At 44.7% G+C, this 14267-nt stretch carries 15 protein-coding genes; 14 read left to right on the top strand and 1 reads right to left on the bottom strand.

From position 1 onward, the window contains the following. The first annotated feature begins 3 nt into the window (after nucleotides 1-3). The 7 genes from rlmN (at nucleotide 4) to spoVM (ending at nucleotide 6244) form a co-directional block, all read left to right on the top strand. Nucleotides 4-1095: a 23S rRNA m2A2503 methyltransferase and tRNA A37 C2 methyltransferase gene (gene rlmN, locus BSU_15750; RefSeq protein ID NP_389457.1), complete on the top strand. Its 1092-nt coding sequence runs from the start codon at nucleotides 4-6 to the stop codon at nucleotides 1093-1095. A 6-nt stretch (nucleotides 1096-1101) separates the two neighbouring features. Further along, nucleotides 1102-1866, top strand: a complete 765-nt coding sequence (gene prpC / locus BSU_15760; RefSeq protein NP_389458.1) for a multitarget phosphorylated protein phosphatase — start codon at nucleotides 1102-1104, stop codon at nucleotides 1864-1866. Further along, entirely contained in the window at nucleotides 1860-3806 is a 1947-nt protein-coding gene (prkC, locus tag BSU_15770) for a protein serine/threonine kinase (RefSeq protein ID NP_389459.1), read from the top strand. The genes prpC and prkC overlap by 7 nt, the downstream gene beginning before the upstream one ends. A 14-nt stretch (nucleotides 3807-3820) precedes the next feature. Then, nucleotides 3821-4717, top strand: coding sequence for a GTPase involved in ribosome biogenesis (gene rsgA / locus BSU_15780; protein NP_389460.1), 897 nt, complete (start codon nucleotides 3821-3823; stop codon nucleotides 4715-4717). A gap of 4 nt (nucleotides 4718-4721) precedes the next feature. After that, nucleotides 4722-5375, top strand: a complete 654-nt coding sequence (gene rpe / locus BSU_15790) for a ribulose-5-phosphate 3-epimerase (protein ID NP_389461.1) — start codon at nucleotides 4722-4724, stop codon at nucleotides 5373-5375. A gap of 72 nt (nucleotides 5376-5447) precedes the next feature. Next, nucleotides 5448-6092 (top strand): thiamine pyrophosphokinase, encoded by a 645-nt coding sequence (thiN, locus tag BSU_15800; protein ID NP_389462.1) that lies wholly within the window; start codon nucleotides 5448-5450, stop codon nucleotides 6090-6092. A gap of 71 nt (nucleotides 6093-6163) precedes the next feature. Next, complete coding sequence (gene spoVM / locus BSU_15810; protein ID NP_389463.1) at nucleotides 6164-6244, top strand: factor required for normal spore cortex and coat synthesis (stage V sporulation); 81 nt, start codon at nucleotides 6164-6166, stop codon at nucleotides 6242-6244. Nucleotides 6245-6316: 72 nt separating this feature from the next. On the opposite strand, the gene rpmB is transcribed toward spoVM, so the two are convergent. Beyond that, nucleotides 6317-6505: a ribosomal protein L28 gene (gene rpmB / locus BSU_15820; RefSeq protein NP_389464.1), complete on the bottom strand. Its 189-nt coding sequence runs from the start codon at nucleotides 6503-6505 to the stop codon at nucleotides 6317-6319. A 276-nt stretch (nucleotides 6506-6781) separates the two neighbouring features. Between rpmB and yloU the strand changes: the two genes are divergently transcribed. The 7 genes from yloU (at nucleotide 6782) to plsX (ending at nucleotide 14266) form a co-directional block, all read left to right on the top strand. Next, complete coding sequence (gene yloU / locus BSU_15830) at nucleotides 6782-7144, top strand: putative factor involved in malonyl-CoA synthesis (RefSeq protein ID NP_389465.1); 363 nt, start codon at nucleotides 6782-6784, stop codon at nucleotides 7142-7144. A gap of 15 nt (nucleotides 7145-7159) precedes the next feature. Then, the gene (yloV, locus tag BSU_15840; protein ID NP_389466.1) at nucleotides 7160-8821 is read left to right on the top strand and encodes a putative enzyme structurally related to dihydroxyacetone/glyceraldehyde kinase; all 1662 of its coding nucleotides are present in this window, start codon (nucleotides 7160-7162) and stop codon (nucleotides 8819-8821) included. A gap of 138 nt (nucleotides 8822-8959) precedes the next feature. Beyond that, nucleotides 8960-9622 (top strand): L-serine dehydratase (beta chain), encoded by a 663-nt coding sequence (gene sdaAB, locus BSU_15850; RefSeq protein ID NP_389467.1) that lies wholly within the window; start codon nucleotides 8960-8962, stop codon nucleotides 9620-9622. A gap of 25 nt (nucleotides 9623-9647) precedes the next feature. After that, complete coding sequence (gene sdaAA, locus BSU_15860; protein NP_389468.1) at nucleotides 9648-10550, top strand: L-serine dehydratase (alpha chain); 903 nt, start codon at nucleotides 9648-9650, stop codon at nucleotides 10548-10550. Beyond that, nucleotides 10528-12576 (top strand): branch migrating ATP-dependent DNA helicase involved in DNA recombination and repair, encoded by a 2049-nt coding sequence (recG, locus tag BSU_15870; RefSeq protein NP_389469.1) that lies wholly within the window; start codon nucleotides 10528-10530, stop codon nucleotides 12574-12576. The genes sdaAA and recG overlap by 23 nt, the downstream gene beginning before the upstream one ends. A gap of 108 nt (nucleotides 12577-12684) precedes the next feature. Continuing rightward, on the top strand, nucleotides 12685-13251 hold the full coding sequence (fapR, locus tag BSU_15880; protein NP_389470.1) for a transcription factor controlling fatty acid and phospholipid metabolism (FapR-malonyl-Coa): 567 nt from the start codon (nucleotides 12685-12687) through the stop codon (nucleotides 13249-13251). Nucleotides 13252-13264: 13 nt separating this feature from the next. After that, nucleotides 13265-14266: a phosphate:acyl-ACP acyltransferase gene (gene plsX / locus BSU_15890; RefSeq protein ID NP_389471.1), complete on the top strand. Its 1002-nt coding sequence runs from the start codon at nucleotides 13265-13267 to the stop codon at nucleotides 14264-14266. Nucleotide 14267 lies beyond the last annotated feature (1 nt).

Consider the following 14267-nt stretch of genomic DNA (forward strand, 5'->3'; position numbering starts at 1 on the left):
GCAATGGCAGAACTTAATAAAACAAAAGTAAGAAAAGAATTGCGGACAGAGCGTCCGTCTATTTATTCTTTTGAATTAGATGAAATCAAACAATGGCTGACAGACAATGGAGAGAAACCGTTCCGTGCAGCCCAGATCTTTGAATGGCTATATGAAAAACGCGTATCTTCTTTTGAAGATATGACAAACCTCTCAAAGGATCTGCGTGAGAAATTAAACACTCGCTTTGTGTTAACAACGCTGAAAACGGCTGTTAAACAAACCTCTCAAGACGGTACGATGAAGTTTTTGTTTGAGCTTCATGACGGTTATACCATCGAAACCGTTTTAATGAGACACGAGTATGGCAATTCTGTATGTGTAACGACACAAGTCGGCTGCCGTATTGGCTGCACATTCTGCGCGTCAACGCTTGGAGGCTTAAAACGAAACCTTGAAGCAGGGGAAATTGTCGCTCAAGTAGTCAAAGTGCAAAAAGCTCTTGATGAAACGGATGAACGCGTCAGCTCTGTCGTGATCATGGGAATCGGCGAACCTTTTGATAACTTTAACGAAATGCTCGCTTTCTTGAAAATCATTAACCATGACAAGGGCCTGAATATCGGTGCTCGCCATATTACGGTCTCTACGAGTGGAATCATCCCGAAAATTTACGAATTTGCTGATCAGCAAATGCAGATTAACTTTGCAATTTCTCTGCACGCGCCGAACACAGAAATCAGAAGCCGTTTGATGCCGATTAACAGAGCATATAAACTGCCTGATCTAATGGAAGCCGTTAAATATTATATTAATAAAACAGGACGCCGTATCAGCTTTGAATACGGGCTGTTCGGAGGCGTAAACGACCAGGTGGAACACGCCGAAGAGCTTGCCGACTTGCTGGAAGGAGTCAAATGCCACGTGAACTTGATTCCGGTAAACTACGTGCCTGAACGGGACTATGTGCGCACACCGCGTGATCAGATTTTTGCTTTTGAAAAAACGCTGAAATCCCGCGGAGTAAATGTCACAATCCGAAGAGAGCAAGGACATGACATTGACGCAGCCTGCGGTCAGCTTCGCGCGAAGGAGCGTCAAGACGAGACGAGGTGATGAGGGTTGTTAACAGCCTTAAAAACAGATACAGGAAAAATCCGCCAGCATAATGAAGATGATGCGGGGATATTCAAGGGGAAAGATGAATTTATATTAGCGGTTGTCGCTGATGGCATGGGCGGCCATCTTGCTGGAGATGTTGCGAGCAAGATGGCTGTGAAAGCCATGGGGGAGAAATGGAATGAAGCAGAGACGATTCCAACTGCGCCCTCGGAATGTGAAAAATGGCTCATTGAACAGATTCTATCGGTAAACAGCAAAATATACGATCACGCTCAAGCCCACGAAGAATGCCAAGGCATGGGGACGACGATTGTATGTGCACTTTTTACGGGGAAAACGGTTTCTGTTGCCCATATCGGAGACAGCAGATGCTATTTGCTTCAGGACGATGATTTCGTTCAAGTGACAGAAGACCATTCGCTTGTAAATGAACTGGTTCGCACTGGAGAGATTTCCAGAGAAGACGCTGAACATCATCCGCGAAAAAATGTGTTGACGAAGGCGCTTGGAACAGACCAGTTAGTCAGTATTGACACCCGTTCCTTTGATATAGAACCCGGAGACAAACTGCTTCTATGTTCTGACGGACTGACAAATAAAGTGGAAGGCACTGAGTTAAAAGACATCCTGCAAAGCGATTCAGCTCCTCAGGAAAAAGTAAACCTGCTTGTGGACAAAGCCAATCAGAATGGCGGAGAAGACAACATTACAGCAGTTTTGCTTGAGCTTGCTTTACAAGTTGAAGAGGGTGAAGATCAGTGCTAATCGGCAAGCGGATCAGCGGGCGTTACCAAATTCTCCGCGTCATAGGCGGCGGGGGAATGGCCAACGTGTATTTAGCTGAGGATATCATTCTAGACCGTGAAGTCGCAATTAAAATCCTGCGGTTTGACTATGCAAATGACAATGAATTTATCAGACGTTTCCGCAGAGAAGCCCAATCCGCATCAAGCCTCGATCACCCGAATATTGTCAGCATTTATGATTTGGGCGAGGAAGATGATATTTATTATATTGTCATGGAATACGTTGAAGGCATGACGCTTAAAGAATACATAACAGCAAATGGGCCGCTTCACCCTAAAGAAGCGCTGAACATCATGGAGCAAATTGTCTCAGCCATCGCTCATGCCCATCAAAACCAGATTGTTCACAGAGACATCAAGCCGCATAACATTTTGATTGATCATATGGGAAATATCAAAGTAACGGATTTTGGAATTGCGACGGCACTAAGTTCGACCACAATCACCCATACCAATTCAGTTCTGGGCTCGGTCCATTACTTATCACCTGAACAGGCCCGGGGCGGCTTAGCCACAAAAAAATCGGATATTTATGCGCTTGGAATCGTTCTATTTGAGCTTTTAACCGGCCGTATTCCGTTTGATGGAGAGTCAGCAGTCAGCATCGCCTTGAAGCATCTTCAAGCGGAAACTCCTTCGGCAAAAAGGTGGAATCCATCGGTCCCCCAAAGCGTTGAAAACATCATACTCAAGGCAACTGCCAAAGATCCTTTTCATCGCTACGAAACGGCTGAAGACATGGAAGCAGACATAAAAACAGCTTTTGATGCCGACAGACTCAATGAAAAGAGATTTACGATTCAAGAAGATGAAGAAATGACAAAAGCGATACCTATCATTAAAGATGAAGAACTTGCTAAAGCTGCTGGCGAAAAAGAAGCTGAAGTGACAACCGCACAAGAAAACAAAACAAAGAAGAACGGCAAAAGAAAAAAGTGGCCGTGGGTTTTGCTCACGATATGCCTCGTTTTTATCACAGCTGGAATTCTTGCTGTCACTGTTTTTCCGTCGCTTTTCATGCCTAAGGATGTCAAAATACCTGATGTCTCCGGAATGGAATACGAAAAAGCCGCAGGGCTCTTGGAAAAAGAAGGTTTACAGGTTGATTCCGAGGTGTTGGAAATCTCAGATGAAAAAATTGAAGAGGGCCTGATGGTAAAAACGGATCCTAAAGCGGATACCACAGTCAAAGAAGGCGCCACGGTCACCCTTTATAAGAGCACCGGAAAAGCAAAAACGGAGATCGGTGATGTGACAGGCCAAACGGTCGACCAAGCAAAAAAAGCGTTGAAGGACCAAGGGTTTAATCATGTAACAGTAAATGAAGTGAATGACGAGAAAAATGCGGGCACTGTCATTGACCAAAATCCTTCAGCAGGGACTGAGCTGGTCCCGAGTGAAGATCAAGTCAAACTTACAGTCAGTATCGGACCCGAAGACATTACGCTTAGAGACTTGAAAACCTACAGTAAAGAAGCAGCGTCTGGATATCTGGAAGACAACGGATTGAAGCTTGTAGAAAAAGAAGCATACTCAGATGATGTTCCAGAAGGACAGGTTGTCAAACAAAAACCAGCAGCAGGTACGGCAGTAAAGCCGGGAAACGAAGTTGAAGTGACATTCTCTCTCGGACCAGAGAAAAAACCTGCGAAAACAGTGAAAGAAAAGGTCAAGATCCCCTACGAACCAGAAAATGAAGGGGACGAGCTTCAAGTGCAAATCGCGGTTGACGATGCGGATCACAGCATCTCTGACACTTACGAAGAATTTAAGATAAAAGAGCCGACTGAACGAACGATCGAACTAAAGATTGAACCAGGCCAAAAAGGGTACTATCAAGTAATGGTAAACAATAAAGTTGTCAGCTACAAAACCATTGAGTATCCGAAAGATGAATAACAAGGAGGGAAAATATGCCTGAGGGCAAAATTATTAAGGCGCTAAGCGGCTTTTACTATGTACTGGATGAATCAGAGGATTCAGATAAAGTAATACAATGCAGAGGAAGAGGCATTTTCAGAAAAAACAAAATTACCCCTCTTGTCGGTGATTACGTTGTGTATCAAGCTGAAAATGACAAAGAAGGATATCTAATGGAAATTAAAGAAAGAACCAACGAGCTTATCAGGCCGCCAATTTGCAACGTTGATCAAGCGGTCCTTGTTTTCTCAGCGGTTCAGCCTTCTTTCAGCACGGCATTGCTCGACCGCTTCCTGGTTCTCGTTGAGGCCAATGATATTCAGCCGATTATATGCATTACTAAAATGGATCTGATTGAAGATCAAGATACAGAAGATACGATACAAGCCTATGCAGAAGACTATCGGAATATTGGTTATGACGTATACCTTACCTCCTCTAAGGACCAAGATAGTTTAGCGGACATCATCCCGCATTTTCAGGATAAAACAACGGTATTTGCCGGTCAGTCCGGTGTTGGGAAATCCTCGCTTCTCAACGCGATCAGTCCGGAGCTCGGATTAAGAACAAACGAGATTTCCGAGCATTTGGGCCGCGGGAAACACACAACCCGCCACGTGGAGCTGATTCACACGTCCGGAGGTTTGGTTGCAGATACACCGGGATTCAGCTCGCTTGAATTTACAGACATTGAGGAAGAAGAGCTGGGCTATACCTTCCCTGATATCAGAGAAAAAAGCTCTTCATGCAAATTTAGAGGCTGTTTACATCTGAAAGAGCCGAAATGTGCGGTGAAACAAGCTGTTGAAGACGGGGAATTAAAGCAGTATCGCTATGACCATTATGTTGAATTTATGACGGAGATTAAAGACAGAAAGCCGAGGTATTAGCATAATGATAAAGGTTGCACCATCTATTCTTTCCGCTGATTTTGCCGCTTTAGGCAATGAGATTAAAGATGTAGAAAAAGGCGGAGCCGATTGTATTCATATTGATGTTATGGACGGCCATTTTGTCCCGAATATCACAATCGGTCCGCTGATTGTAGAAGCGGTCCGGCCGGTAACGGATCTGCCGCTTGATGTCCATTTAATGATAGAAGAGCCGGATCGTTATATCCCGGCTTTTGCGAAAGCAGGCGCAGATATCCTGTCTGTGCATGCTGAGGCATGTCCGCACCTGCACCGTACCATCCAGCTCATTAAAGAGCAAGGAGTGAAGGCCGGAGTAGTTCTAAACCCGCATACCCCTGTACAAGTCATCGAACATGTTTTCGACGATCTTGATCTTGTTCTTTTAATGACGGTGAACCCGGGCTTCGGCGGGCAGAAATTTATTCATTCAGTCCTTCCTAAAATAAAAGAGGTTAAGCGAATGGCGGATGAAAAAGGAAAAAAAGATCTGTTAATTGAAGTAGACGGCGGCGTCAACAAAGAAACCGCTCCGCTCGTCATTGAAGCGGGCGCAAATTTACTCGTTGCCGGTTCAGCTGTTTATGGCCAGTCTGACCGCAAAAAAGCAATTTCTGAAATCAGAGGAAGTAAATAAGCAGCTTTAGAAAAGAGCTGGGCATACAATAGCCTAAGCTCTTTTTCCTGTATGCAGAGAAAGGAATCAGAGATGAAAACAATTAATATCGTTGCGGGAGGCCCGAAAAATCTCATTCCCGATCTAACCGGCTATACGGATGAACACACGCTTTGGATCGGTGTTGACAAAGGCACCGTCACTCTCTTAGATGCCGGGATCATTCCTGTTGAAGCCTTCGGAGATTTTGACAGCATAACGGAGCAAGAACGCCGGCGAATAGAAAAAGCCGCTCCCGCCCTTCATGTGTATCAAGCAGAAAAAGATCAAACAGATTTAGACCTCGCCCTTGATTGGGCGCTGGAAAAGCAGCCGGATATTATTCAGATTTTCGGCATTACAGGCGGCAGAGCTGATCATTTTTTAGGAAACATTCAGCTTCTGTATAAAGGTGTAAAAACGAACATAAAAATTAGGCTGATAGACAAACAAAATCATATTCAAATGTTCCCTCCTGGTGAATATGATATTGAGAAGGATGAAAATAAGCGATATATCTCCTTCATACCGTTTTCCGAAGACATACATGAGCTGACCCTGACCGGTTTTAAATATCCTCTAAATAATTGTCATATTACGCTCGGTTCAACACTATGTATTAGTAACGAACTCATTCATTCACGAGGTACTTTTTCGTTTGCAAAAGGCATATTAATAATGATAAGAAGCACGGATTAAGCATGTGCTTTCATTCAATTGCTGAAAACAATGAACAAGGCGGTTACGGGACGTTATAGGAGGGGACAAAAATGAAATTTTACACCATTAAATTGCCGAAGTTTTTAGGAGGAATTGTCCGGGCGATGCTGGGCTCATTTAGAAAAGATTAATGCCCAGGGGTTCAAAGCCCTCTTTCACCACATAAAAACGCCTGCCACATATCGGGGCAGGCGTTCATTTTGTTATACACGCTCAACTTTACCGGATTTCAAAGCTCGAGCAGATACATATACTTTTTTAGGTTTTCCGTTCACAAGGATACGAACCTTTTGAAGATTCGCGCCCCAAGTGCGCTTAGAAGCGTTCATTGCGTGAGAACGGTTATTCCCAGCTGTTGTTTTTTTACCTGTGATAACGCATTTACGTGCCATTTGTTTCCCTCCTCACTTGCACAAAACATCTACTTTTTAACATTCATATAATCTTAGATGCTTTCGATATGGATACTTTAAATAATTTACCACAGCTAAAAAACGTTTGCAACTATTGTTTCATCATCTTTCAAGAAAATTCACTTGACATCTTGCGGAAACAGCAGCGCTATAGTATATGTAGAGGTACGGCCAGCGATTATTGCCTGGTCTTTTCATAATGGAAACCATATAGTAGAATAGCTGTAACTCTATGCATTCGAAGGAGGAACTAGTGTGTCCATTGAATTAAGAACGAAGTACGGACAGATTGATATATCTAATGAAGTCATCGCGATGGTTGCAGGAGGCGCGGCGGTTGACTGTTACGGCATTGTCGGCATGGCCTCTAAAAACCAGATTAAAGACGGACTGACTGAAATCCTTCGGAAAGAGAATTTCAGCAGGGGTGTCCAAGTTCGCCAAGAAGGAGAACAGATACATATCGACATGTATATCATTGTCAGCTACGGCACGAAAATTTCTGAAGTGGCACATAATGTCCAAACAAAAGTAAAGTACACAGTAAATCAAACCATCGGACTGGCAGTGGATTCTGTCAATATTTATGTCCAAGGCGTACGAGTGACGAACCCGTAGTTAGGAGGAGTAGGATTGTCTATCAGAACATTAGACGGCAGAACCTTTGCCGAGATGATTCTTGCGGGAGCGCAGAATCTGTCTCAAAACGCCAGTGCAGTTGATGCACTGAACGTGTTCCCGGTGCCGGACGGTGATACGGGAACAAATATGAACCTGTCGATGACTTCCGGAGCAAGAGAAGTTGAACAAATGGATACGGATGATATCGGGAAGGTGGGCTCCGCGTTATCTAAAGGGCTGCTCATGGGAGCACGCGGAAATTCAGGAGTTATCCTATCCCAATTGTTCCGCGGATTTAGCAAAAACATTGAAACGAAAAAAGAAATTAATGCACTTGAGTTTGCCGCTGCGCTGCAAGCAGGTGTAGACATGGCGTATAAAGCTGTCATGAAACCTGTAGAGGGCACCATTTTAACAGTTGCAAAAGACGCTGCAAAAAAAGCAATGATCTTAGCAGAAAAAGAAACCGATATCACTGCGCTGATGACTGCAGTGACAGAAGAAGCAGAGGCGTCTTTAAACCGCACCCCTGAATTGCTACCTGTCCTAAAGGAAGTAGGAGTTGTCGATAGCGGGGGCAAAGGCCTGCTCTGTGTGTATGAAGGTTTCCTTGCTTCATTAAAAGGTGAAACTGTACCTCAGAAAGCAGTTCTTCCGTCACTTGACGACATGGTCAGCGCAGAGCATCACAAGAGCGCGCAAAGCATGATGAATACCGAAGATATTGAATTTGGATTCTGTACCGAAGTGATGGTTAGGCTTGATCAGACAAAAAGAGAGTTCGACGAAGGCACGTTCAGGCAAGACCTCAGCCAGTTCGGAGATTCTCTGCTTGTGATTGCGGATGAATCGCTGGCGAAGGTTCATATTCATGCTGAAGAGCCGGGAAACGTGTTAAACTACGCCCAGCATTACGGTGAATTGATCAAAATAAAAATAGAAAATATGAGAGAACAGCATACCTCTATCATCAGTCAAGAAAGCAAACCTGCAGACAACGAAACACCGCCGGCAAAACAGCCGTATGGCATTGTGACTGTAGCGATGGGAGAAGGAATTGCAGACCTATTTAAAAGCATTGGCGCTTCTGTTGTGATTGAAGGCGGCCAGACCATGAACCCAAGCACTGAGGATATTGTTGATGCCGTGAAGTCTGTAAATGCAGATACGGTATTTATCCTGCCTAACAACTCCAACATTATCATGGCTGCTAACCAAGCGGCCAGCGTAGTGGATGAACAGGTTTTTGTCATTCCTGCTAAAACGGTTCCGCAAGGGATGTCAGCTCTGCTGGCTTTTAACCCGGATCAAGAAGCTGAAGCGAACGAGGCCAATATGCTAAGCGCCATTCAGCAAGTAAAAAGCGGACAGGTGACGTTCTCAGTCAGAGATACTCATATTGACGGTAAAGACATTAAAAAAGGCGACTTTATGGGCATTCTGAATGGAACGATTATCGGCACTTCTGAAAATCAGCTGTCAGCCGCGAAAATGCTGCTGTCAGAAATGATCGGAGAAGATGATGAAATCGTGACCATTCTATATGGTGAGGATGCGTCTCAGGAAGAAGCTGAGCAGCTTGAAGCGTTTCTCAGTGAAAAGTACGAGGAGATTGAGGTTGAGATCCACAATGGGAAACAGCCTCTGTATTCGTATATAGTTTCAGCAGAATAGAAGGGCAATTTGCCCTTCTATTCTTATGTCTGCTTTTAAGTGCGGCAGCGCTGTAACGCGCCCGCTTGCCATTTTATATCTGATCAATTAGTCTAGAAGCAAAGCGCTAATAAGCTCTGGTTCATAAGGAGGAATAGCATGAAATACAGAAGCGTTTTTGATATTATCGGCCCGGTTATGATCGGTCCGTCCAGCTCTCATACAGCGGGAGCTGCTAGAATCGGGAGAGTGGCCAGAAGTTTATTTGGCAGAGAGCCTGAGCGCATCATTGTATCTTTTTACGGCTCGTTTGCGGAAACGTATAAGGGCCACGGCACAGATGTCGCGATTATCGGCGGATTGCTTGATTTTGATACATTCGATGAACGGATTAAAACCGCTATACAAATTGCAGAAGCTAAAGGAATTGATATAGAGTTTCGGGTAGAAGACGCAGTCCCGGTCCACCCGAACACAGCAAAAATCACCATTTCTGATGAAAAGGGTGAGCTGGAACTGACGGGTATTTCGATTGGCGGAGGAAAGATTGAAATCACAGAATTGAATGGTTTTGAGCTCCGGCTGTCAGGAAATCATCCGGCCATATTAGTTGTTCATAATGACAAGTTTGGCACAATTGCCGGTGTTGCCAATGTTCTGGCGAAATTTTCAATCAACGTAGGACATATGGAAGTAGCCCGGAAAGATATCGGCCAGCTTGCGCTGATGACAATAGAGGTCGATCAAAATATTGACGACCACATTCTCGACGAGCTGTCGAAGCTGCCGAATATTATTCAAGTGACAAAGATTGCTGACTAGCGAAAAGGGTCAGGAGGAGCCAGTTATGTTTCGTAATGTAAAAGAATTAATTGAGATTACTAAAGAAAAACAAATATTGATCTCTGATGTGATGATAGCTCAAGAGATGGAAGTAACAGAAAAAACAAAAGAGGACATTTTTCAGCAGATGGATCATAACCTGTCTGTTATGGAAGCGGCGGTTCAGAAAGGACTCGAGGGAGTTACGAGCCAAACGGGCTTAACAGGCGGAGATGCCGTTAAATTGCAGGCCTATATTCGATCAGGAAAAAGCCTGTCTGGCCCGCTGATTTTAGATGCTGTATCGAAAGCCGTTGCAACAAATGAAGTAAATGCAGCCATGGGAACCATCTGTGCGACACCGACTGCAGGTTCTGCCGGTGTGGTGCCCGGTACGTTATTTGCTGTAAAAGAAAAGCTGAATCCAACAAGAGAACAAATGATCCGCTTTTTGTTTACAGCCGGGGCTTTCGGATTTGTCGTGGCCAATAACGCAAGCATTTCCGGCGCCGCCGGAGGATGTCAGGCAGAGGTTGGATCAGCTTCAGGCATGGCGGCTGCGGCTATTGTTGAAATGGCAGGAGGAACACCCGAACAAAGCGCGGAAGCCATGGCCATTACATTAAAAAATATGCTAGGCCTCGTGTGCGACCCTGTTGCAGGGCTTGTTGAGGTGCCTTGCGTGAAACGGAATGCGATGGGCGCGTCAAATGCGATGATTGCTGCTGATATGGCATTGGCGGGCATTACAAGCCGTATTCCATGTGATGAGGTTATCGATGCCATGTATAAAATAGGCCAAACGATGCCAACTGCACTTAGAGAAACAGGCCAGGGCGGTTTAGCGGCAACACCGACAGGAAGAGAATTAGAGAAAAAAATTTTCGGAGGAGCGCTAGGTTCACGTGAAACAACATCAGCAAACTAGTATAGCTAACATTAAGGGTATTGGGCCGGAAACAGAAAAAACATTGAATGAACTCGGTATTTATGACATTTCTGATCTTCTGAATTATTTCCCTTATCGCTATGATGACTACGAGCTGAGGGATTTAGAAGAAGTAAAGCATGATGAAAGAGTCACAGTCGAAGGGAAGGTTCATTCAGAGCCTTCTCTTACCTATTACGGAAAAAAACGAAACAGGCTGACATTCAGGCTTCTGGTCGGCCACTATTTAATCACAGCCGTATGTTTTAACCGGCCTTATTTGAAGAAGAAGCTTTCGCTCGGCTCTGTGGTGACGGTTTCAGGTAAATGGGACAAGCACCGCCAAACCATCTCTGTTCAGGAGTTGAAAAACGGGCCGCATCAAGAAGACAAAAGCATTGAACCAGTGTATTCTGTGAAAGAAAATGTTACCGTCAAAATGATGAGGCGCTTTATTCAGCAGGCGCTGACCCAATATGCAGACTCACTTCCTGATCCTCTTCCGGAAAAGCTAAGAAAAAGCTATAAACTGCCTGACTATTATCAAGCGTTAAAAGCAATGCACCAGCCTGAAACAAGGGAAGCATTAAAGCTTGCCAGACGGCGGTTTGTTTATGAAGAATTTTTGTTGTTTCAGTTGAAAATGCAGGCGTTCCGAAAGGCGGAAAGAGAGCAGACACAAGGGATACGGCAGCGTTTTTCAAACGAAGAACTCATGAGATTTATCAAAAGCCTCCCGTTTCCCCTCACAAACGCCCAGTCACGCGTTCTTCGCGAAATAACAGCAGACATGTCTTCTCCATACAGAATGAACCGTCTTCTTCAAGGGGACGTTGGATCAGGAAAAACGGCAGTCGCCGCCATTGCACTGTATGCCGCGATCCTATCCGGATACCAAGGAGCGCTCATGGTGCCGACAGAAATTCTGGCCGAGCAGCATGCTGATTCGCTCGTTTCGCTATTTGAAAAATGGGACGTCAGCGTTGCTCTTTTGACAAGCTCTGTTAAAGGAAAGCGGCGAAAAGAACTGCTTGAGCGTCTTGCGGCGGGTGAGATTGATATTCTTGTAGGAACCCATGCTTTAATCCAAGACGAGGTGGAGTTTAAGGCGTTGAGTCTCGTTATTACTGATGAACAGCACAGATTTGGAGTTGAGCAGCGCAAAAAGCTTCGGAACAAAGGGCAGGATCCCGATGTTCTCTTTATGACAGCCACTCCAATCCCAAGAACATTAGCGATCACAGTATTCGGTGAAATGGATGTATCTGTCATTGATGAGATGCCGGCTGGACGAAAGCGAATTGAAACCTATTGGGTAAAACATGACATGCTTGATCGTATTTTGGCATTTGTCGAAAAAGAATTAAAGCAAGGCAGGCAGGCTTATATCATCTGTCCGCTGATTGAAGAATCAGATAAGCTTGATGTGCAAAACGCCATTGACGTGTACAATATGCTTTCTGATATTTTTCGGGGAAAATGGAATGTCGGCCTTATGCATGGAAAGCTGCATTCCGATGAAAAAGATCAGGTCATGAGAGAATTCAGCGCAAATCACTGTCAAATTCTCGTATCAACCACTGTTGTGGAGGTTGGCGTAAATGTTCCGAATGCAACAATTATGGTGATTTATGACGCCGACCGTTTCGGACTATCACAGCTTCACCAGCTGCGCGGCCGTGTTGGACGGGGTGAGCATCAATCTTTCTGTATTCTGATGGCTGATCCAAAATCAGAAACAGGGAAAGAACGGATGAGGATCATGTCGGAGACCAATGACGGTTTCGAGCTGTCTGAAAAGGATCTGGAACTGAGAGGTCCCGGTGATTTCTTCGGGAAAAAACAAAGCGGAATGCCGGAATTTAAAGTGGCGGACATGGTTCATGATTACAGAGCGCTTGAAACGGCAAGGCAGGATGCTGCGAATCTTGTGGCTTCTGACGCGTTCTGGAAGGAGCCGGAATACGCTGTGTTAAGAGATGAATTGCTGAAGAGCGGAGTAATGGACGGGGAAAAATTAAGCTGAGTATCAGAAGTTTTTGGTGTTCAGCCAGAAACAATCGTTGCATTCCAATCTATGAAATTATATACTACTATTAGTACCTAGTCTTAATTGTCCGGATGGTGTTTAGATATGAGAAGAAATAAGAGAGAACGCCAGGAATTACTTCAGCAGACGATTCAAGCAACCCCCTTTATTACAGATGAAGAACTAGCGGGTAAATTCGGGGTGAGCATCCAGACGATACGTTTGGACCGCTTAGAGCTTTCCATACCTGAACTGAGAGAAAGAATTAAGAACGTGGCAGAGAAAACACTTGAGGACGAAGTGAAGTCCCTGTCACTTGATGAAGTTATCGGAGAAATTATTGACCTTGAGCTGGATGATCAGGCGATATCCATTTTAGAAATAAAACAGGAGCACGTGTTCAGCCGGAATCAGATTGCGAGAGGACACCATTTATTTGCACAGGCGAATTCTTTGGCCGTTGCAGTCATTGATGACGAGCTGGCGCTGACTGCAAGTGCAGACATCCGCTTTACAAGACAGGTAAAGCAGGGTGAACGTGTCGTAGCAAAAGCGAAAGTGACGGCTGTCGAAAAAGAAAAAGGAAGAACGGTTGTCGAAGTGAACAGCTACGTTGGCGAAGAAATTGTTTTTTCTGGACGCTTTGACATGTATCGTTCAAAACATTCATAAAGGTGGAGCATGCATGAGAATAGCTGTAGATGCAATGGGAGGAGACCACGCTCCCAAAGCTGTTATTGACGGAGTTATAAAAGGTATAGAGGCATTTGATGATCTCCATATCACACTTGTCGGTGACAAAACAACGATAGAATCACATTTAACAACTACATCAGATCGCATCACGGTGCTGCACGCAGATGAAGTGATTGAGCCTACGGATGAACCGGTCCGTGCCGTGCGAAGAAAAAAGAACTCATCTATGGTTCTTATGGCGCAGGAGGTTGCGGAAAACAGAGCTGACGCCTGCATTTCAGCGGGAAATACCGGTGCATTAATGACAGCCGGTCTCTTTATTGTCGGGAGAATTAAAGGAATTGACCGTCCGGCGCTTGCTCCGACACTTCCGACTGTTTCGGGAGACGGATTTCTTCTCCTTGATGTCGGCGCCAATGTCGATGCCAAACCGGAGCACCTCGTTCAATATGCCATCATGGGTTCTGTTTATTCTCAGCAAGTGCGCGGTGTCACTTCACCGAGAGTCGGACTTTTAAATGTCGGAACAGAAGATAAAAAAGGAAACGAACTGACGAAGCAGACGTTTCAAATTTTAAAAGAAACAGCAAACATCAATTTTATCGGAAACGTGGAAGCGCGAGACCTTTTAGATGATGTGGCGGATGTTGTAGTAACAGACGGCTTTACCGGGAATGTTACACTCAAAACGCTGGAAGGCTCTGCGTTGTCAATTTTTAAAATGATGAGAGACGTAATGACGTCTACTTTGACATCCAAGCTTGCAGCAGCTGTGCTGAAACCAAAATTGAAAGAAATGAAAATGAAAATGGAGTATTCGAATTATGGCGGAGCAAGTCTTTTTGGCTTAAAAGCGCCTGTGATCAAGGCGCACGGCTCTTCAGATTCAAATGCTGTATTCCATGCGATTCGGCAAGCAAGAGAGATGGTCAGCCAAAATGTGGCTGCGCTCATTCAGGAAGAAGTGAAAGAAGAAAAAACAGATGAGTAGT

The organism is Bacillus subtilis subsp. subtilis str. 168 (assembly GCF_000009045.1).
In the GTDB taxonomy this organism is placed as follows: Bacteria; Bacillota; Bacilli; order Bacillales; family Bacillaceae; genus Bacillus; species Bacillus subtilis.